The organism is Streptomyces sp. NPDC008121, assembly GCF_042957155.1.
In the GTDB taxonomy this organism is placed as follows: domain Bacteria; phylum Actinomycetota; class Actinomycetes; order Streptomycetales; family Streptomycetaceae; genus Streptomyces.
This window is the reverse complement of the sequence record NZ_JBIBHT010000001.1, coordinates 1,202,099-1,222,599: the sequence shown is the minus strand read 5'-3', so window position 1 is coordinate 1,222,599 and position 20,501 is coordinate 1,202,099. Positions and strand designations below refer to the sequence as shown.

The following is a 20,501-nucleotide window of genomic DNA, read 5'->3' as shown; positions in this document are numbered from 1 at the left end:
TCCCGGGCTCAGACGTTACGGAAGCGGTTGATGGCGTCGATGTGCTTGGCCCGCAGCTCCTGGTCGCGCACGCCCATGCCCTCCTCGGGGGCGAGGCAGAGCACGCCGACCTTGCCCTGGTGGACGTTGCGGTGCACGTCGTGGGCGGCCTGGCCGGTGTCCTCCAGGGAGTACACCTTGGACAGGGTCGGGTGGATCTTGCCCTTGGCGATCAGGCGGTTGGCCTCCCACGCCTCGCGGTAGTTGGCGAAGTGCGAGCCGATGATCCGCTTTAGGGACATCCAGAGGTAGCGGTTGTCGTACTCGTGCATGTACCCCGAGGTGGAGGCGCAGGTGGTGATGGTGCCGCCCTTACGGGTGACGTACACCGAGGCGCCGAAGGTCTCGCGGCCCGGGTGCTCGAAGACGATGTCGATGTCCTCGCCGCCGGTCAGCTCGCGGATGCGCTTGCCGAAGCGCTTCCACTCCTTGGGGTCCTGGGTGTGCTCGTCCTTCCAGAACTTGTAGCCCTCGGCGTTGCGGTCGATGATCGCCTCGGCGCCCATCGAACGGCAGATGTCCGCCTTCTGGTCGCTGGAGACGACACAGATCGGGTTGGCGCCGCCGGCCAGCGCGAACTGGGTGGCGTACGAACCGAGGCCGCCGCTCGCGCCCCAGATCAGGACGTTGTCGCCCTGCTTCATGCCGGCGCCGTTGCGGGAGACCAGCTGGCGGTAGGCGGTGGAGTTCACCAGGCCCGGCGCCGCCGCCTCCTCCCAGCTGAGGTGGTCCGGCTTGGGCATCAGCTGGTTCGACTTCACGAGGGCGATCTCCGCCAGCCCGCCGAAGTTGGTCTCGAAGCCCCAGATGCGCTGCTCCGGGTCGAGCATCGTGTCGTTGTGGCCGTCCGAGGACTCCAGCTCGACGGAGAGGCAGTGCGCGACGACCTCGTCGCCGGGCTTCCACGAGTTCACACCGGGGCCGGTGCGCAGGACGACGCCCGCGAGGTCGGAGCCGATGATGTGGTACGGCAGGTCGTGGCGCTTGCTGAGGTCGCTGAGCCGGCCGTAGCGCTCCAGGAAGCCGAAGGTGGACACCGGCTCGAAGATCGAGGTCCAGACCGAGTTGTAGTTCACGGAGCTGGCCATGACGGCGACCAGGGCCTCGCCCGGGCCGAGCTCGGGCAGCGCCACGTCGTCCACGTGGAGCGACTTGCGCGGGTCCTTCTCGCGGCTGGGAAGGCCGGAGAACATCTCGGCCTCGTCCTTGTGCACGGTCACCGCGCGGTAGGACTCGGGGAGCTTGATGTTGGCGAAGTCGGCGGACGTGGACTCCGACGACTGGATCGCGTCCAGGATTTCCTTCACGGGTGTGCCTCCGGCGGTGCGGCGTCCGAGGGGACGCTGAGGGATGCGTCTGGGGTTCTGCTGTGGAGGTGTGCCGTCGGTTCGGCGGGTGGTGCGTGGCTGCGCCGGGTGGGCGCGGAGGGTGCCTGTGACGCAGGCGTCCGGGCGCACAATCACGATCGCTTGTGGGGACAGCCGGCGCACGAGGAGACCTCTGCGCGCCGGCCGCCCGGACAACATCAACGTATGGCACCGCGTGTCACCTGACAAGGCACTGCGTGCCAACAATTTCACTCAGATGCAATCCGCCGGTCACACATGAGCGATGATCGATCGAAGGGCGGTGCAAAACGGACGAAGGCCGCCCCTCGTGGGGACGGCCTTCGCCTGGAAACTCGCCGGTATCTGCCGGAAGCCGCCGGTCAGTCGCGGGTGAGCGCCTGCTGGATGGTCCGCATGACCTCGTCGAGCGGAGCGTCGGTACGCGCCACGGCCACGACCACCCCGCCCTCGGCGGAGACGGTCGCCGCCTGCGAAGCGACCGCCCTGGGGGCCGCGGGAGCGGACTGCGGGGCCGACGGCGCCTGCGCCGGGCGGCCGGCGCCTATGCCCGAGCCGAAGGTCTCCCGCACGATCGCGAAGGCGTGGTCCAGCTGCGCCTCCACGTCCCCCTGGCCGCCGGCCCGCAGCCAGCGGCGCAGGACGTGGTTGTGGGCGGTGACCACCGCCGACGCGGCCACCTCGGCCAGCAGCGGGTCGTCATTGCCGTCGTGGTGGTCGCGCTCGTCGAAGTGGCCGAGGAGATAGCGGGTGAACAGCCGCTCGTAGCGGGCCACCGAAGCGATCTCGCGCTCCCGCAGGGTCGGTACCTCGCGGGTCAGCCGGTAGCGCTCCACGGAGACCGCCGGGGACCCCGCGTACATCTTCATGACTTCCTTGATGCCCCGGCAGACGGTGTCCAGCGGGTGCTCGTGCGGCGGCGCGGCGTTCAGCACCGCCTCCGCCCGCACCAGGGTGTCGTCGTGGTCCGGGAAGATCGCCTCTTCCTTGGAGCGGAAGTGGCGGAAGAAGGTACGCCGCGCGACCCCCGCCGCGGCGGCGATCTCGTCGACCGTGGTGGCCTCGTACCCCTTGGTCGCGAACAGTTCCATGGCCGCCGTCGCCAGCTCACGGCGCATCTTGAGCCGCTGAGCGGCCGCGCGGGTGCCCGCCGCACTCTCCTGGGAGTCGGACGGGGACGTGGCACGGGGTGACTTAGCAGCCTTGGACATGTCCTGAACGTACTGCATCAGCGCGGGCGTGTGCCCAGGTGGGGGAGGGTCGCCGGGGGAGCCCGAGGGGCTCAGCAACCCTCCCCAGCCCGCGTACGGATCAGCGTCGGGCATATTCGCGGAAGCCGCGCCCCGTCTTGCGGCCGAGGCAGCCGGCGGCCACCAGGTGCTCCAGGAGCGGTGCCGGGGCCAGGCCCGGGTCGCGGAACTCGCGGTGCAGCACCCGCTCGATCGCGAGCGAGACGTCGAGTCCGACGACGTCCAGCAGCTCGAACGGTCCCATCGGGTAGCCGCCGCCCAGCTTCATGGCGGCGTCGATGTCGTCCAGGGTGGCGTAGTGCTCCTGGACCATCTTGATCGCGTTGTTCAGGTACGGGAAGAGCAGCGCGTTCACGATGAAGCCGGCCCGGTCGCCGCAGTCCACCGGATGCTTGCGGATCTTCGCCGTGACCTCGCGGACCGTGGCGTGGACGTCGTCGGCGGTCAGCACCGTCCGGACGATCTCGACCAGCTTCATCGCCGGGGCCGGGTTGAAGAAGTGCATTCCGATGACGTCCTGCGGCCGCGAGGTGGCGCGGGCGCACGCGACGACGGGCAGCGAGGAGGTCGTGGTGGCGAGCACCGCGCCCGGCTTGCAGATCTTGTCCAGCGTGGCGAAGAGCTGCTGCTTGATCTCCAGGTCCTCGGCGACCGCCTCGACCGCCAGATCGACCTCGGCGAAGGCGTCGAGCGAGCCGGCCGGGGTGATCCGGGCCAGCGTCTCGTCCCGGGCCTCGCCGCTCATCCGGCCCTTGTCGACCGAACGGGTGAGGGACTTGGTGATCCGGGCCTTGGCCGCGTCCGCCTTCTCCTGCGAGCGGGCGGCCAGGACCACGTCGTAACCGGCCTTGGCGAAGACCTCGGCGATGCCCGAGGCCATCGTCCCGGAGCCGGCGACGCCGACGGAGCGGACCGGGCGGGTCGTCCGGCCGGCCGTGCCCCCGTCCTCCAGCGGCGTCAGCGCGTCACGGACCACGGTGGCCGAGCCGGGCGCGTCGTACGTGTAGAACCCGCGGCCCGACTTGCGGCCGGTCAGCCCCGCCTCGCTGAGCTGGCGGAGGATCGGCGCCGGGGCGTGCAGCCGGTCGCGCGACTCGCTGTACATCGCCTCCAGGACGGTACGGGCGGTGTCGATGCCGATCAGGTCGAGCAGCGCCAGCGGACCCATCGGCAGGCCGCAGCCCAGCCGCATGGCGGCGTCGATGTCCTCGCGGGAGGCGTACTTGGCCTCGTACATCGCCGCGGCCTGGTTGAGGTAGCCGAAGAGCAGGCCGTCGGCGACGAAGCCGGGGCGGTCGCCGACCGCGACGGGCTCCTTGCCGAGGGCGAGGGCGAGGTCGGTGACGGCCTGGACGGCCGGCGGGGCGGTGAGGACCGAGGAGACGACCTCCACCAGCTTCATCGCCTGGACCGGGGTGAAGAAGTGCAGCCCGAGCACCCGCTCGGGGTGGGCGGAGTCGGCGGCGAGACGCGTCACGGAGAGCGCGTTGGTGCCGGTGGCGATGATCGCGTCGGGCCGGACGATGGAGTCCAGCGCCCGGAAGACCTCCTGCTTGGCCTCGTACGACTCGGGCACGACCTCGATCACGAGATCGGCGTCGGCCGCCGCCTGGAGGTCGGAGAAGGTACGGAACCGGGCGAGGACGTCACGGCGCTCCTCCTCGGTGATCCGCTCACGGGCCACCGCGCGGGCGGTGGAGGACTCCAGGGCGGCGACGGCCCGCGCGGCGGCGACGTCGCTGATGTCGATGCCGATGACCTCACGGCCGGCCCGGGCGAGGACGTCGGCGATGCCCGTACCCATGGTGCCGAGACCGACGACGGCGATGGTGGAGAGAGGGGTGTCCATCAGGGGACTCCAGGGAGAGAAGAGTGACGACTGAGGGCGGCAATGCGGGCGCGCACAGAACGCGCGGGAAAAGGCGACGGGCTCTGTCCCGGAGCCACGTCGAAAACTGCCGAACCGACAAACTCGTACTCACCACGGCTGCGTCACCAGGCCGTTGCGAGCGAAGCGGGGGTGACCCGCTCACCTGAGGTTAACCGGCGGGTAACGAGCGCGCCAGTCCCGGGAAGTTCGGAAAATGTGATCTGGATCGCGGATACGCTGAACGCCATGGATATCGCCCGTGATCCCGAATTCTGCTCGATGATCGATCGATTGCGGAACGAGATCCACGGCGACTCCGCCGCATTCGAAAAACTCGTCTCCGCCGAAGACGAAAGCCTCTTCGCGGACGTCCTCACCGCGCCGGGGCAGCCCCTGTGGGCCCGCGAGATCGCCGCCTTCCGGCTCGGCCTCGCCGGCGACCCGCGCGCCTTCGAAGCGCTCGTCCTCCTGCTCAACCACCGCGACCCGGAACGCTGTGTCTCCGCCGCGTACGCGCTGACCCGGCTCGGCGACCCGCGTACGGCGCGGGCCGCCGCCGCCCTCGCCACCAACGAACTGCGTGCCGCCTACGCCCTGCTGCCGGTCCGTCTGCTCACCGATCTACGCGCCCCCGAATCCGTACCGGCCCTGATCACCGTCCTCGAACGACGGCTGGCCGCCGGCGATCCGCACTGGCGCATCGGGCTCGCCTGCGTCGAGGGCCTGGGCGCGCTCGGCGACGACCGCGCCCGCCCCGCCCTCACGGCGGCCCTGCCCCACCCCCGGCTGGCCCCGGCGGCCCGCTCCGCGCTCACCCGACTCGACGGCTAGCGAGAGCGGGCGAACCGGTTCCGGCGGGCGGGCGGCCTCAGCCCGCGTGGCCGAGGAGGCCGTGCAGGGTCGCCCCGGCCGCCCGGTCCCCGGCGGAGCCGCGGCCCCGGGGGGCCTTCGCGGGCTCGGGCTCCGGCAGCGTCGCGCAGACCGCGTCCGCCTCCGCGCCCTCGGCGCCGCGTGGCACGCGCCCGGTGGCGAGGTACGCCTCCAGGTGGCCGTCCACGCAGTCGTTCCCGGCCAGCGACACGCCGTGGTTGCCGCCGCCCTCCTCGACCACCAGGCTGGAGCCGCGGACCATCCGGTGCAGCGCCACGGCCCCTTCGTAGGGGGTGGCCGCGTCGTCCGACGCCTGGAGGACGAGCACCGGCGGCACCGCCTCGTTCGTGACGTCCGGCGGCGTGAGCGACTCCACCGGCCAGAACGCGCAGGGCGCGTTGTACCAGGCGTTGTTCCAGGTGGAGAAGGGCGCCTTCGCGTGCACGTCCCAGTTGTCCTTGCGCCAGACGCTCCAGTCGCGCGGCCACGCCGCGTCCCGGCACTGCACGCTCGTGTAGACCGAGTAGCCGTTGTCGTCCGCGGCGTCTGCCGCCGCGATGCTCGTGTACGTCCGGGCCAGCGGGGCCGCGTCCTTCCTGGTGACGTACGCGGAGAACGCCTCGGCCAGCCTCGGCCAGTAGCCGTTGTAGTACCCGCCGGGCAGGAAGGTGTCCTCCAGCTCGCCCGGGCCGACCTTCCCGCCCGCGGGGGCCGTCCGCAGCTCGTCGCGCATCCGGTACCAGGCGGCCTCCACCGCCGCCGGGTCCGTGCCCAGCCCGTACGTCGTGTCCCGCCGGGCCACCCAGGCCATGAAGTCCTTGTGCCGGCTGTCGAAGGCGTAGTCCTGCGCGAGGTTGTCCTCGTACCAGACGCCCTGCGGGTTGACCACGGAGTCCAGGACGAAGCGCCGCACCCGCTCCGGATGGAGCCGGGCGTAGACCGCCCCGAGGTACGTCCCGTAGGAGTAGCCGAGGTAGTTGAGCCGCTCCGCGCCGAGGGCGGCCCGCAGGACGTCCAGGTCGCGGGCCGTGCTGACGGTGTCGATGTACGGCAGCACGTCGCCGTACTTCTTCCCGCAGGCCGCCGCGAAGGACCGCGCCCGCTCGACGCCCGCCGCCTCACCCTCGGCTCCGCCCGGCACGGAGTCGTGCCGCACGGGAGCGAAGTGGCCCGGCCGGCAGTCCAGGGCGGGCTCGCTCCTGCCCACCCCGCGCGGGTCGAAGCCGATCACGTCGTACTCCGCCGCCACCTTCGCGGGCAGCGCGGCGGCGACGTACCCGGCCAGGGCCCGCCCGCTGCCCCCGGGCCCGCCCGGATTGACGACCAGCGGCCCCTGCGACTGCTTCGCGGTGTGCGGGACCCGGGTCAGCGCGAGCGTGATCGTCCGGCCCCCGGGGGCGTCGTGGTCCAGCGGCACCTTCAGCGTGGAGCACTGGAGCCGGGGGTAGGCGGCGGTGGCGCAGCCGGTCCAGACGACGGGCGCCAGGGGGCGGGCGGTCGGTTCGGGCCGGGGCTCGGCGGACGCGGGCAGGACGGTGACCGTCCCGGCGACCAGTGCCCCAGTGGCGATCAGCATCCCTGCGCGTGAGTTCATAGGGCGTCCGTGCCCGGAACCCGGTGCGGAAGGGCCTGTTCCGCCGAGAGCTCACCCGATCAGAGGAGCGTGAGCTGTGTCGGCTCCGCGAGCGCCGGCTCTTCGGGTACGGAGATCCGCCGCGCGGCGCCCCGGCGGGCCGGGCCGATCCCGAACTCGTCGGCCAGCTCGTGGACCTGACGGGTGATCCGGCGCTGGTACCAGGTCGGCGCGTAGGCCCCGTCCGCGTACATCCGCTCGTACCGCCCCACCAGGCCCGGGTGGTGCTGCCGCAGCCACGCGAAGAACCACTCGCGCGCTCCGGGCCGCAGATGCAGGACGAGCGGGGTCACGGAGGTGGCGCCGGCGTCGGCGAGGGCGCGGACCGTCTCGCGGAGCTGCTCCGGGCGGTCCCCGAGGAACGGGATCACCGGCGCCATCAGGACCCCGCAGCCGATGCCGTGCTCGCCGAGCGTCCGCACGACCTCCAGCCGCCGCAGGGGCGAGGGCGTGCCGGGTTCGACCGTGCGCCACAGCTCCTCGTCGGTGAAGCCGACCGAGACGGAGATGCCGACGTCGGTCACCTCGGCGGCCTGCGTCAGGAGGTCGAGGTCGCGCAGGATCAGGGTGCCCTTGGTCAGGATCGAGAAGGGGTTGGCGTGGTCGCGCAGCGCCGCGAGGATGCCGGGCATCAGGCGGTAGCGGCCCTCGGCGCGCTGGTAGCAGTCGACGTTGGTGCCCATCGCGATGTGCGCGCCCTGCCAGCGCCGGGAGGAGAGCTGGCGGCGCAGCAGCTCGGGGGCGTTGGTCTTCACCACGATCTGGGAGTCGAAGCCGAGGCCGGTGTCGAGGTCCAGATAGGAGTGGGTCTTGCGGGCGAAGCAGTAGACGCACGCGTGCGTGCAGCCGCGGTACGGGTTCACCGTCCATTCGAAGGGCATCCGGGAGGCGCCCGGCACCCGGTTCAGGATCGAGCGGGCCCGCACCTCGTGGAAGGTGATCCCGCGGAACTCGGGGGTGTCGAACGTACGGGTGGTGACCGCGTCCGCGCCGAAGAGCGCCGCCTCGGCCGCGGTGGCGGGGTCGTCGCCCAGATTGTCCCAGCGCATGGCCGCCTCCTCGTTCGCCGATGTCCAGCCCTCCGGCCACAATAGAACATATGTTCCCTTGATCGCCGCAACCCGGATTTGGGAGCCCCGGGCCCAGGTGGTTGGCTGGTGCCCCACCCTGAGGAACCGAGTGCTGGAGGAAGTGCAATGGCGCAGGTCGAGGCCACCACGGAGCGGATCATCGCGGCGGACGCGGAGACGGTGTTCGACGCTCTGGCCGACTACAACGGCACGCGCGCGAAGGTGCTGCCCGAGCACTTCAGTGAGTACGAGGTCCGGGAGGGCGGCGACGGCGAGGGCACCCTCGTCCACTGGAAGCTCCAGGCGACCAGCAAGCGGATCCGGGACTGCCTCCTGGAGGTCACCGAGCCCACCGACGGTCAGCTCGTCGAGAAGGACCGCAACTCCTCCATGGTCACCACCTGGACCGTCACCCCGGCCGGCGAGGGCAGCTCCAAGACGGTCGTCACCACCGTCTGGAATGGCGCGGGCGGCATCGGCGGCTTCTTCGAGAAGACCTTCGCCCCCAAGGGGCTGGCCCGTATCCACGACGCCGTTCTGGCCAACCTGGCCGCCGCCGTGGAGAAGTAACGCTCCGGCGGTCACCGATTCGAGTGGTCTCCCCGCGCCCCCGTACGAGCGCCCCGCGCGCCCAGGGGGCGCGGGCGCATGCGTAAACGCGCTGATGAGCGCCCCAAGTGCCACCCGGCGCAGGGCCGTTCGCGCCCCGTGCCGCCACGGCGACTCCGTACCGCCCGACTTGCTCCCCCTTCGCGCGCAATGCGAAGAATGGCGCGGCGCTGACGCCGTGACGAGGGGAGCAGCACGTGGGTGCGATCACACTGGCGAAGGACGACGTGCCGCTCGTCGCGGGCGACCCTCCCTCCGGCCACCGACCGCCCCCCGGCCCCGACGCGGCCCTCGACCCCCGCCGGGTCCGGCTCGTCTTCTGCGGACTCATGCTCGCGCTGCTGCTCGCCGCGCTGGAGCAGATGATCGTCGCCACCGCCCTGCCGAAGATCGTCGGCGAACTCCAGGGCCTGGACCGGATGTCCTGGGCGATCACCGCCTATCTCCTGACCGCCACCATCGGCCTGCCCGTCTACGGCAAGCTCGGCGACCTCTTCGGCCGCAAGGGCGTCTTCCTCTTCGCGATCGTCGTCTTCGTCATCGGCTCGGCCCTCGCCGGCTGGTCACGGACCATGGACGAGCTCATCGCCTTCCGGGCCGTCCAGGGCATCGGCGCGGGCGGACTCATGATCGGCGTCCAGGCGATCATCGCCGACATCGTCCCGGCCCGGGACCGCGGCCGCTACATGGGACTCGTCGGCGCCGCCTTCGGCCTCGCCTCCGTCGCCGGGCCCCTGCTCGGCGGCTTCTTCACCGACCACGTCTCCTGGCGCTGGTGCTTCTACTTCAACGTCCCCTTCGGCCTCGTCACCCTCGCCGTCGTCGCCGTCGTCCTCAAACTGCCCAAGCCGCGGGCCCGCGGGAAGCTCGACGTCCTCGGCACGCTGCTGCTCGCCGCCGCCTCCACCTGCCTGGTGCTGCTCACCAGCTGGGGCGGGACCGAATACGCGTGGGGCTCCCGGGTCATCGTCGGTCTCGGCTGCGGCGCCGCCGCGACGACCCTGCTCTTCCTGGCCGTCGAACACCGCGCCTCCGAACCCCTCATCCCGCTGCGGCTGTTCCGCGACTCCGTCTTCACCCTCACAAGCCTCGTCGGCGCCGTCGTCGGCATCGCCCTCTTCGGCGCCGCCAGCTATCTGCCGACCTTCCTGCAGATGGTCGAGGGCGCCACCGCCACCGAGTCCGGCCTCCTCATGCTGCCGCTGATGGGCGGCATCGTCATCGCCTCCATCGTCTCCGGCCAGCTCATCAGCCGCACCGGCCACTACCGGATCTACCCGGTCCTCGGCGGCGCCGTCTCCGCCGTCGGCATGTGGCTGCTCTCCCGGATGGAGACCGACACCCCACGCCTGCACCACAGCGTCTGGCAGGCGGTCCTCGGCATCGGCATCGGCCTGGTCATGCCGGTCCTCATCCTGGCCGTGCAGAACTCCGTGCGCCCCTCCGACCTCGGCACCGCCACCAGCGCCCACAACTACTTCCGGCAGATCGGCGGCAGCGTCGGCGCCGCCGTCTTCGGCACCCTCTTCGCCTCCCGGCTCGACGACTCCCTCGCCGACTCCCTCCCGCGTACGGCCGGGACGGCGCTGCCCGCCGCCGAATCGATCACCCCGCAGACGGTGCACGCCCTGCCGCCCGCCCTGCGCGACGCCTACATCCAGGCCTACGCGGACGCGATGCCGCGCATCTTCCTCTACCTCGTGCCGGTCCTCGTGCTCGGCCTCGTCCTCGCCTTCTTCCTCAAGGAGAAACCGCTGGTGTCCCACCACACCCCCGCCCCCGAGGCCCCCACCGCCGTCCCCCGGGCCAGGGACGCCGCCGCCCACCCCGCCCCCCAGACCGCCGGGCTCCCCGTCTGCGGCACCGTCCAGCACCACGACGGCAGCCGCGTCCCCCGTGCCGCGCTGACCCTGATCGACGTCCAGGGGCGGCAGATCGGCCGCGGCGGCAGCGGCGAGGACGGCCGCTACGCCCTCAGCGTCCCGGGCCCCGGCGCGTACGTCCTGATCGCCGCCGCCGGCGGACACCAGCCGCAGGCCGTCTCCGTCACCGTCGGCGAACGGCCCGTCGAACTCGACGTCGTCCTCGGCGGAGCGGGCCGGCTGGCCGGAACGGTCCTCACCGCCGACGGCTCGCCGGTACGCGACGCGGCCGTCACCCTCACCGACGTGCGCGGGGAGGTCGTCGCCTCCACCCGCAGCGGACGCGAGGGCGGCTACGTGATCACGGAACTGGTCGCCGGGGAGTACACCCTCGCCGCCAGCGCCCCCGCCTTCCGCCCCGCCGCCCTCCCGGTGAGCGTCCAGTCCTCCCGCGAGACCCGCCAGGACATCGAGCTCGCGGGCGGCGCGGTGCTGCGCGGCACGGTGCGCGCGGGCGGCGGGCGCGCCGTCGAGGACGCCCGCGTCACCCTCCTCGACGCGGCGGGGAACGTCGTCGACACCCTGACCACCGGCCCGGACGGCACCTTCCGCTTCGTGGACCTCTCCTCCGGCGAGTACACCGTCATCGCCGCCGGATATCCGCCGGTCGCCACCGTCCTCCACCTCGCGGGCGGCGGCCGCACCGAACGCGATCTGCAGCTCGGCCACGAGGACTGACGACGGGTCCGCGACCGCTCCGCCGACACTTGTCCACAGGGGTGGTCGCGCCGCCGGTCGCCGCGTACGGTTTCCAGGCATGAAGATCCTGATCAGCGCCGACATGGAAGGCGCCACCGGTGTCACCTGGCCCGCCGACGTGCTGCCGGGCACCCCGCAGTGGGAGCGGTGCCGGTCCATGTTCACCTCGGACGTGAACGCGGCGGTGCTCGGCTTCTTCGACGGCGGCGCCGACGAGGTCCTCGTCAACGAAGCGCACTGGTCGATGCGGAACCTCCTCCTCGAACGGCTCGACGAGCGGGCCGAGATGCTCACCGGCCGCCACAAATCCCTCTCCATGGTGGAGGGCGTCCAGCACGGCGACGTCGACGGCATCGCCTTCGTCGGCTACCACACCGGCGCCGGCGCCGAGGGAGTCCTCGCCCACACCTATCTCGCCAACTCCATCACGGGTGTCTGGCTGAACGGCGAGCGGGCGAGCGAGGGCCTGCTCAACGCCCATGTGGTGCAGGAGTACGGCGTGCCGGTGGTCCTCGTCACCGGCGACGACCTGACCTGCGAGGACGCCCTGGGATACGCCCCGGAGGCGCCCAAGGTCGCGGTCAAGGACCACGTCTCGCGGTACGCCGCGGTGTGCCGGACCCCGAGCCGCACGGCCGCCGAGATCCGCGCGGCGGCGAAGGCCGCGACCGCCCTCGCCGTGCGGTACGAGCCGGTGCGCGGCGGCCCGTTCACGGTGGAGCTGGAGTTCGACGCCGAACACCTCGCGGCCGCCGCCACGGTCGTGCCCGGCGTGGCCCGGAGCGGCGAGCGCCGCGTCGCCTACACCAGCGGGACGATGTACGAAGGCATTCGCACGTTCAAGGCGGTCACGACCATCGTCTCGGCCGCGGTGGAGGAGCAGTATGGCTGAGCCGACCCAGCAGCCCGACGCCGAGGCGCTCGACGAGGTGGTGGCCTTCACCTCCGAGCTGATCCGCATCGACACGACCAACCGGGGCGGCGGCGACTGCCGCGAGCGGCCCGCCGCCGAGTACGTCGCCGAACGCCTCGCCGGCGCCGGCCTCGACCCCGTCCTCCTGGAGCGGACCACCGGCCGCACCAACGTGGTGGCCAGGATCGAGGGCACCGACCCGTCCGCCGACGCGCTGCTCGTCCACGGCCACCTCGACGTGGTCCCCGCCGAGCCCGCCGACTGGGCCGTCCACCCCTTCTCCGGCGAGCTCCGCGACGGCGTGGTCTGGGGCCGCGGGGCCGTCGACATGAAGAACATGGACGCGATGGTCCTCGCCGTCGTCCGCTCCTGGGCCCGCCAGGGCATCCGTCCGCGCCGCGACATCGTCCTCGCCTACACCGCGGACGAGGAGGACAGCGCCGTGGACGGCTCCGGCTTCCTCGCCGAGCGGCACGCCTCCCTCTTCGACGGCTGCACCGAAGGCATCAGCGAATCGGGGGCGTTCAGCTTCCATCCGCAGCCCGGCATGACGCTCTATCCCATCGCGGCCGGCGAACGCGGCACCGCCTGGGTCAGGCTCACCGCCCGGGGCAGGGCCGGCCACGGCTCGAAGGTGAACGCCGCCAACGCCGTGACCCGGCTCGCCGCCGCCGTCGCCCGCGTCGGCGCCCACACCTGGCCGGTCCGCCTCACCCCCACCGTCCGGGCGGCCCTGCGCGAACTGGCCGCGCTGTACGGCATCGAGACCGACGTCACCGCCGACGACCTCGACATCGACGCGCTCCTGGAGAAGCTCGGCCCCGCCGCCGCGCTCGTCGCGCCGACCGTCCGCAACAGCGCCAACCCGACCATGCTCCACGCCGGGTACAAGGTGAACGTCATCCCCGGCCAGGCGGTCGCCTACGTCGACGGGCGGGTGCTGCCGGGCGGCGAGGAGGAGTTCACCGAGACGATGGACCGGCTCACGGGGCCGGACGTCGACTGGGAGTTCCACCACCGCGAGATCCCCCTGGAGGCGCCGGTCGACTCGCCGACCTTCGCCAAGCTGCGGGCCGCCGTGGAACGCTTCGACCCGGCCGGACACGTCCTCCCCTTCTCCATGTCCGGCGGCACCGACGCCAAGCAGTTCGCCCGCCTCGGCATCACCGGCTACGGCTTCTCACCACTGAAGCTCCCCCCGGAGCTCGACTACGGCGCGCTGTTCCACGGCGTCGACGAGCGCGTCCCCGTCGACGCGCTGCACTTCGGCGTCCGCGTACTCGACCACTATCTGAAGACGGCGTAGGGGAGTTCGACATGGTACCGACCGGCCCCTACGGCAGCTGGCCCTCACCCATCGACGCCGCCCTCGCGGCCTCGCACGACGGACGCCCCGAATACCTCGGCGCCGTCGGCGACGAGCTGTGGTGGACGGCGCCACGCCCCACCGAAGGAGGCCGGCGCGCCCTGGTGCGCCGCCGGCCCGACGGCGCCGAGGAACAGATCCTGCCCGCGCCGTGGAACGTCCGCAGCCGGGTCCACGAGTACGGCGGACAGCCCTGGGCCGGACAGGCCCGCGAGACCGGCGGCCCGCTGATCGTCTTCAGCCACTTCCCCGACCAGCGGCTGTACGCGTACGAACCGGACGGCGCCGGCGACGCGGCCGTGCCCCGGCCGCTCACCCCCCTCTCGGCCACCGGCGGGGGACTGCGCTGGGCCGACCCGGTCGTCCACCCCGACCGGGCCGAGGTGTGGTGCGTCCTGGAGGAGTTCACCGGGCCCGCGCCCACCGACGTGCGCCGGGTCGTCGCCGCCGTCCCCCTGGACGGATCGGCGGCCGAGGACCGCGCGGCGGTACGCGAACTCTCCGACGGCCGCCACCGGTTCGTCACCGGCCCCCGGCTCTCCCCGGACGGTCGGCAGGCCGCCTGGATCGCCTGGGACCACCCCCGCATGCCCTGGGACGGCACGGAGGCGATGCTCGCCGACGTCACGGCCGACGGCGTCTTCGCGGACCCCCGGCGCGTCGCGGGCGGACCCGCCGAGTCGGTCCCGCAGGTCGGCTGGACCCCCGACGGGCAGCTGCTGTACCTCAGCGACCGCAGCGGCTGGTGGAACCTCTACCGCGCCGGAGCGGACGGGGAGCCGGTCGCCCTGTGCCCCCGCGCCGAGGAGTTCGGCGGACCGCTCTGGAAGATCGGCCTCGGCTGGTTCCACCCCCTGGCGAACGGCCTCGTCGCGGTCATCCACGGCAAGGGCGCCACGGCCCTCGGGATACTCGACCCGGAGAGCGGCGAGCTGGTCGACGCGGCCGGCCCCTGGACCGAGTGGGCCCCCACGCTCGCCGCGCACGGCAGCCGCGTCGCCGGCGTCGCCGCGAGCCCCCGCAGCGCCTACGAGATCGTGGAGCTGGACACCTGTACGGGCCGGGCCCGGGTCGTCGGCTCGGCCCACGACGACCCGGTCGACCCTGCGTACTACCCCGAGCCCCAGATCCGGACCTTCGCCGGACCGGACAACCGCGAGATCCACGCCCACGTCTACCCTCCGCACAGCCCCGACCGGATCGCCCCCGGCGACGAACTGCCGCCCTACGTGGTGTGGGCGCACGGCGGGCCGACCGCGCACGCCCCCCTCGTCCTCGACCTGGAGATCGCCTACTTCACCTCGCGGGGCATCGGCGTCGCCGAGGTCAACTACGGCGGCTCGACGGGCTACGGCCGGGAGTACCGCGAACGGCTCCGGGAACAGTGGGGCGTCGTCGACGTCGAGGACTGCGCCGCCGTCGCCGAGGCGCTCGCCTCGGAGGGCACCGCCGACCCGGCGCGGCTCGCGATCCGAGGCGGCAGCGCGGGCGGCTGGACCACCGCCGCCTCGCTGGTCGGCAACGACGTCTACGCCTGCGGCACGATCATTTATCCCATCCTCGACCTGCTCGGCTGGGCCACCGACGAGACCCACGACTTTGAATCCCGCTATCTGGAGTCGCTGATCGGGCCGCTCGCCGAGGTGCCCGCCCGCTACAAGGAACGCTCACCGCTGGGCCATGTCGACCGGATCTCCGCGCCGTTCCTGCTGCTCCAGGGCCTCGACGACGTGATCTGCCCGCCCGCGCAGAGCGAGAGATTCCTGGCGGCGATGGCCGGACGGGGCATCCCGCACGCGTACCTCGCCTTCGAGGGGGAGGGGCACGGCTTCCGGCGCGCCGAGACGGTGGTCCGTGCCCTGGAGGCCGAACTGTCGCTGTACGCCCAGACCTTCGGCATCGAACGGCCCGACGTGCCCCGACTGGAGCTGCGGGGGTGAGGGCGGACCGGACGGCGGCGGGCCCGGCGGGTGCGGGCGGCCCGGCGAGGCCGGGTGGCTCGGCGGGTGTGGGTGGCGCGGGGCGCGCGGGGGGTTCGGTGCGGGCGCTCGTGCGGCCCGCGCGGTTGAGGCCCGGGGCCCGGGTCGCGGTCGTGGCGCCCAGCGGACCCGTTCCCGAGGAGCGCCTCGCGGCCGGCCTCGACATCCTGCGCGGCTGGGGCCTGGACCCGGTCGTCGCCCCCCATGTCCTCGAGACCCACCCCGCGTTGGATTACCTCGCGGGTGCGGACGCGGCCCGCGCCCGCGACCTCCAGGAGGCCTGGTGCGATCCCGGGATCTCGGCGGTGATCTGCGCGCGGGGCGGCTACGGCACCCAGCGGATGGTGGACCTGCTCGACTGGACCGCGATCCGGGCGGCGGGCCCCAAGGTCTTCGTCGGCTACAGCGACCTCACCGCCCTGCACGAGGCCTTCGCCGTGCGCGCCGGGCTGGCCACCCTGCACGGTCCGATGGTCGCGGCGGCGACCTTCCTCAACGACCTCCGCACCCAGGAGTCCCTGCGGGCCACCCTGTTCGCACCCGAATCGGTGCGGACCCTCGGGCTGGAGACCGCGCGGGCGCTGGTCCCCGGCCGGGCCCACGGCGTCACCCTCGGCGGCTGCGTCAGCCTGCTCGCCGCCGACCTCGCCACCCCGCACGCGCGGCCCTCGGCCCGGGGCGGCCTCCTGCTTCTGGAGGACGTGGGGGAGGAGCCGTACCGTCTGGACCGCGTCCTCACCCAGCTCCTGCGCTCCGGCTGGCTGGACGGCGTGGCGGCCGTCGGGCTCGGGTCGTGGGCGGAGTGCGGCCCCTACGAAGCGGTGCGCGCGGTGCTGGCCGACCGCCTCGGCGGGCTCGGTGTGCCGGTGGTGGAGGAGATGGGCTTCGGCCACGGCGAGACGGCGCTGACGATTCCGTTCGGGGTGCCGGGGGTGCTGGACGCCGAGACGGGCACGCTCACGCTCGACGTACCCGCGCTGACCTGAGGCCCGGCTGTCCCCAGGGCCACGCCTGTGCTGGCCTGAGGCCCGGCCGTCTGCTCCCGGACCGCGTGCCCGCGCCGGGCTGAGGCCCGGCCGTCCCCGGGGCCATGCCCGCGCTGGCCTGGGCCCCGAGGCGCGCGCGGTCTGCCTGGCGGCCTCCGGCGCCCCGTGTCACGGGGCGCCGGGGTCGGCCGGAGCCGGGCCGCCGCCGACCGCTGCGACCCGACGGCGCGGGCGACCGGCGGCGGGAGCGGTCAGCGCAGGGCGGCGTAGCCCGGGCGCACGACCTCGTGGATCAGCCGCTGCCGCTCGGGGAGCGGCAGGAAGGCGGCGTCGAGCGCGGCGACCGTGAACTCCTCGAAGACCTCGGGGCCGTACCCGAAGGCGTCCGCCATGTGCTGGAACTCCTTGCTCATGGTGGTGCCGGAGACCAGACGGTTGTCGGTGTTGAGGGTGATGCGGAAGCCGAGCCGGCGCAGCTCGTCGATCGGGTGCGAGGCGTAGTCCTTCGCCGCGCCCGTCTGCAGGTTGGAGGTCGGGCAGACCTCCAGGGCGATGCGGTTGTCGCGGACGTAGGAGGCGAGGTGGCCCAGGGTGCCGTCCTCGGCGATGTCGTCCGTGATCCGCACGCCGTGCCCGATCCGCTCGCTGCCGCAGACCTGCACGGCCTCGTGGATCGACTCGGCGCCGACGGCCTCGCCCGCGTGGATCGTGAAGTGGCAGTTGTGCCGCTTCAGATGCTGGAAGGCGGGGAGATGGCGGGCCGGCGGGTTGCCGATCTCGCCACCGGCGATGTCGAAGCCGGCCACGCCGTTCTCGCGGTGCGCGACGGTGAGCCGCGCGATCTCCAGCGAACGGTCGGTGTGCCGCATGCCGGTGAGCAGGGCCCGGACGGTGATCCGGCCGCCCGCGCGGCGCTCGCCCTCACGGAAGCCGTCGTTCACCGCCTCGACGACCTCGTCCAGGGTGAGCCCGCCCTCCAGGTGCTGCTCGGGGGCGTAGCGGACCTCGGCGTAGACGACACCGTCCGCCGCCAGGTCCTCGGCGCACTCGGCCGCGATCCGCTCCAGGGCGGAGCGGGTCTGCATCACCGCGCAGGTGTGGGCGAAGGTCTCCAGGTACCGCTCCAGCGAACCGGAGTCGGCGGCGTCCCGGAACCAGACCGCGAGCGCGGCGGGGTCCTCGGTCGGCAGGGAGGTGTAGCCGCACTCGCGCGCCAGCTCGACGATCGTCGCGGGGCGCAGCCCGCCGTCGAGGTGGTCGTGGAGAACGGCCTTCGGGGCGCGCCGGATCCACTCGGAGACGGCGGGGGCGGCGGGGGCGGCGAGGTTGTCAGACAAGTGCATGGCGCGGAAGTGTACGCGACGGTGGGCCCCCGCCGCTGTGACGGCGGTGACAGGGGGCGGGCAGGCGGTCGGGAAGGGCGGCCCGGCGCCGCGGCCGAGCGGACCTGCCGCCCCCGCTCGGCAGGGCGGCGCGGAACGCCGCGCGTGGCCGTATCGGAGGGGCCGGGGCGCGCGGAACCGAGCGCTCCGGGGCTCAGTTCGACTGCAGGACGGGCAGCGCCGGCGCCCCCGTCGGAAGCATGTGCTTGGCCGCCAGGACCGGGGTCTCCCCGACCCGTACCACCTGGGTGACCAGTACCGCCGGGGTGTCGGCCGGGCGCCCGAGCTGCTCCCCGCGTCGCTGTCCGACCAGGGTCGCGGTGACGCTGCTGTGTGCCCCGAGCGAGACCCCGCGGGAGGAGGCCGCGAGCACCGCCAGCATGGAGACGCGGCCCGGCGCCGGTTCGGTGCGCAGGGCGCGGGCGAAGTCCGGGTGCGCCCGGTCCAGGACGTCGTCGGCGGCCGCCCACTCCTGGCTGAGCGCGGCCGCCGTACCCTCTCCGACCAGCAGGGACTCCCAGAACCTCAGCTCCGAACGGGCCGGGGCGAGCAGGTGCTGGGTGGTGAAGTCGGTGGGTTCCTCGACCGCCCGCAGCAGGGCCCGTACCCGCAGCGGCGAGCCCGTGCCGATCAGCTCCTCCAGTGGCTGGATGTGCTCGAAACCGCGCCGCGGCGGGTGGTCGGCGACGGTCCGGCCGACCCCGCGCCGCACCGAGAGCAAGCCGTCCTCCTGGAGCAGCAGCAGCGCCTCCCGCAGCGCCGGCCGGCTCACCCCCAGTTCGCCCGCGAGCTTGGGCTCGGAGGGGAGGGTCGAACCCGGGGGATAGGTGCCGTCGTGGATGGCGTCCGCGATCCGTTCGTAGAGCACCACGACCGGTCGCCGCCGCTGTCCGCTGACTGCCACTGCCCCTCCTCGGCTCACTTGTCGGCAAGTCAACGGTATTCGGATTCACAGGTCAAAGGGTCTTGACGTGTGACGCGCGTAGAGTCCAGCCTGTCTTCGCGCTACTTGTCAGACAAGCTTGGTGGGTGGCGTGCACAACGACGTGACATCCATGGCAAAGGGGCCGACATGTCAGCCAAATCCGACCTCACGGGCCGCGGCCCCATGCTGGTGGCGATGGTCCTCGCCGTCCTCGGCTACCAGATCAATGCCACCATGCTCAGCCCCGCACTGCCGGATGTCATCGAGCGTCTCGGCACCACCACGGCCGCCGCCGGTCTCTCGCAGACCCTCTTCTTCCTGATGGCGGCCATCGGCCAGGTCACCCTCGCCCGCCTCAGCGACAAGCGCGGCCGCAAGCCGATGATGATCGTATGCGCCGTGGTGCTGATCGTCGGCAACCTGCTCTGCGTCTTCGCGCCGAACATCGAGGTCTTCATCGCGGGCCGCATCCTGCAGGGCATCTCGGCCGCGATGTTCACCCTCGCCTTCCTCACGCTCAACCAGCTGCTCAGTCCCGCGGGCTTCGGCAAGGCGGCGGGCGTCATCACCGCCGTCAACGGCGGCCTCGCGGGCGTCGACGCCATCGCCGGCGGCCAGATCGCCGACACCATCGGCTTCCGCGGCATCTTCGTCTGCTCCACCCTGATCGCCGTGGCGGGTCTGCTCGGCGTACGGAAGTACGTCCCCGACGTCCCTGCCACCTCCCCCGAGGGCCGTTTCGACTCGCGGGGCATCGCCGCCCTCGCGCTCGGTCTCACCGGCATCCTCGTCGGCCTCGCCCAGGGCGCCGCTTGGGGCTGGACCTCCCCGCTCACCCTCGGCTTCCTGCTGGGCGGCCTCGCCTCGCTCGCCTTCTTCGTCGTCTCGCAGAAGAGCGCGGCCGACCCCGTCATCGACATCGAGGTCCTGGCCTCGCGCCGCGCCTGGCCGCTGCTCCTCACCACGATCTGCACCCTCGGCGGCGCGTTCGGGGCCATCGCGCTCACCATCCCGCTGTTCTCGCAGGACGTCCGCGTCGGCCTCGGCCTCTCCGCCGTCACCGCCGCCGTCCTCTTCCTGACGCCGATCCAGCTCATCGGGGTCATCTCCGCCCCGCTGACCGGCCGCCTCGGCCCGAAGATCGGCTGGCGCACCATCGTCGTCACCGGCGCGATCGCCAACTTCGTGATCTTCCTCTTCGCCACCTTCTTCCTGCACAACGAGTGGATCCTGGTCGCCTCGCTGGCCGCGCTGGGCGTCACCTACGGCGGGTTCATGCTCACCGGCCTCAACGGCCTCGCCGTCACCACCGCCCCCAAGGACAAGCCGGGCTCGCTCTCCGGCCTCAACGGCGCCTGCTTCGGCATCGGGGCCTCGCTCGGCATCGCTCTCGCCTCCGCCATGATCACAGCGGGCAGCGACGCCGGAGGCGTCACCGAGGCGGGCTACCAGCACGCGATGTACGCGGCGCTCGCGCTGCTCGGCCTGGGGGTCGTCACGGCCCTGCTCATCCAGCGGCCGGACCCGGCGGACGCGTCCGAGGACGAGCCCCAGCTGGTCCTCGCCCACCACTGACCGGGCGCGGCGACCCCGCTCGTACCCCGCGGTGGGGCCGGGCGGGGCGGCCGAGCGCCCGCCGCGA

The 20,501-nt window shown here is 72.9% G+C and carries 15 protein-coding genes; 8 read left to right on the top strand and 7 right to left on the bottom strand.

The window, feature by feature from the left end:
* Positions 1–8 precede the first annotated feature (8 nt).
* From ccrA to ACFZBD_RS05210, 3 genes are all read right to left on the bottom strand, one after another.
* Positions 9–1,346 carry a crotonyl-CoA carboxylase/reductase gene (gene ccrA / locus ACFZBD_RS05220; RefSeq protein WP_391135550.1) on the bottom strand — a complete coding sequence of 446 codons (1,338 nt, stop codon included), beginning with the start codon at positions 1,344–1,346 and terminating at the stop codon, positions 9–11.
* A 401-nt stretch (positions 1,347–1,747) separates the two neighbouring features.
* The gene (locus ACFZBD_RS05215) at positions 1,748–2,596 is read right to left on the bottom strand and encodes a TetR family transcriptional regulator (RefSeq protein WP_391135547.1); all 849 of its coding nucleotides are present in this window, start codon (positions 2,594–2,596) and stop codon (positions 1,748–1,750) included.
* Positions 2,597–2,696: 100 nt separating this feature from the next.
* A complete protein-coding gene (locus tag ACFZBD_RS05210) occupies positions 2,697–4,484 on the bottom strand; it encodes a 3-hydroxybutyryl-CoA dehydrogenase (RefSeq protein WP_391135545.1) in 1,788 nt (595 codons plus the stop codon).
* Positions 4,485–4,751: 267 nt separating this feature from the next.
* Here ACFZBD_RS05210 and ACFZBD_RS05205 point away from each other — a divergent pair, with 267 nt between their 5' ends.
* On the top strand, positions 4,752–5,336 hold the full coding sequence (locus ACFZBD_RS05205) for a HEAT repeat domain-containing protein (protein ID WP_391135541.1): 585 nt from the start codon (positions 4,752–4,754) through the stop codon (positions 5,334–5,336).
* Between the two features lie 37 nt (positions 5,337–5,373).
* Here the strand turns inward: ACFZBD_RS05205 and ACFZBD_RS05200 are convergent, their stop codons facing one another.
* Together ACFZBD_RS05200 and ACFZBD_RS05195 are read right to left on the bottom strand one after the other, a co-directional pair.
* On the bottom strand, positions 5,374–6,969 hold the full coding sequence (locus ACFZBD_RS05200) for an alpha/beta fold hydrolase (RefSeq protein ID WP_391135538.1): 1,596 nt from the start codon (positions 6,967–6,969) through the stop codon (positions 5,374–5,376).
* 59 nt (positions 6,970–7,028) lie between these two features.
* Positions 7,029–8,057, bottom strand: coding sequence for an Rv2578c family radical SAM protein (locus ACFZBD_RS05195; RefSeq protein WP_391135535.1), 1,029 nt, complete (start codon positions 8,055–8,057; stop codon positions 7,029–7,031).
* A 147-nt stretch (positions 8,058–8,204) separates the two neighbouring features.
* Between ACFZBD_RS05195 and ACFZBD_RS05190 the strand changes: the two genes are divergently transcribed.
* The 6 genes from ACFZBD_RS05190 to ACFZBD_RS05165 all read left to right on the top strand — a co-directional run bounded on the left by ACFZBD_RS05190 (position 8,205) and on the right by ACFZBD_RS05165 (position 16,552).
* Positions 8,205–8,648 (top strand): SRPBCC family protein, encoded by a 444-nt coding sequence (locus tag ACFZBD_RS05190; protein WP_391135532.1) that lies wholly within the window; start codon positions 8,205–8,207, stop codon positions 8,646–8,648.
* A 236-nt stretch (positions 8,649–8,884) separates the two neighbouring features.
* Positions 8,885–11,287, top strand: coding sequence for a DHA2 family efflux MFS transporter permease subunit (locus ACFZBD_RS05185; protein ID WP_391135530.1), 2,403 nt, complete (start codon positions 8,885–8,887; stop codon positions 11,285–11,287).
* A gap of 79 nt (positions 11,288–11,366) precedes the next feature.
* Positions 11,367–12,200: a M55 family metallopeptidase gene (locus ACFZBD_RS05180; protein WP_391135527.1), complete on the top strand. Its 834-nt coding sequence runs from the start codon at positions 11,367–11,369 to the stop codon at positions 12,198–12,200.
* Positions 12,193–13,527, top strand: a complete 1,335-nt coding sequence (locus ACFZBD_RS05175; protein WP_391135524.1) for a M20/M25/M40 family metallo-hydrolase — start codon at positions 12,193–12,195, stop codon at positions 13,525–13,527. The genes ACFZBD_RS05180 and ACFZBD_RS05175 overlap by 8 nt, the downstream gene beginning before the upstream one ends.
* An 11-nt stretch (positions 13,528–13,538) precedes the next feature.
* Positions 13,539–15,527 (top strand): prolyl oligopeptidase family serine peptidase, encoded by a 1,989-nt coding sequence (locus tag ACFZBD_RS05170; protein WP_391135521.1) that lies wholly within the window; start codon positions 13,539–13,541, stop codon positions 15,525–15,527.
* Positions 15,528–15,625: 98 nt separating this feature from the next.
* On the top strand, positions 15,626–16,552 hold the full coding sequence (locus ACFZBD_RS05165) for an LD-carboxypeptidase (RefSeq protein ID WP_391135518.1): 927 nt from the start codon (positions 15,626–15,628) through the stop codon (positions 16,550–16,552).
* Between the two features lie 251 nt (positions 16,553–16,803).
* On the opposite strand, the gene ACFZBD_RS05160 is transcribed toward ACFZBD_RS05165, so the two are convergent.
* Positions 16,804–17,895 carry an adenosine deaminase gene (locus tag ACFZBD_RS05160; RefSeq protein WP_391135515.1) on the bottom strand — a complete coding sequence of 364 codons (1,092 nt, stop codon included), beginning with the start codon at positions 17,893–17,895 and terminating at the stop codon, positions 16,804–16,806.
* Positions 17,896–18,088: 193 nt separating this feature from the next.
* Complete coding sequence (locus ACFZBD_RS05155) at positions 18,089–18,838, bottom strand: GntR family transcriptional regulator (protein WP_391135512.1); 750 nt, start codon at positions 18,836–18,838, stop codon at positions 18,089–18,091.
* 168 nt (positions 18,839–19,006) lie between these two features.
* Between ACFZBD_RS05155 and ACFZBD_RS05150 the strand changes: the two genes are divergently transcribed.
* On the top strand, positions 19,007–20,434 hold the full coding sequence (locus tag ACFZBD_RS05150; RefSeq protein ID WP_391135498.1) for an MFS transporter: 1,428 nt from the start codon (positions 19,007–19,009) through the stop codon (positions 20,432–20,434).
* Positions 20,435–20,501 lie beyond the last annotated feature (67 nt).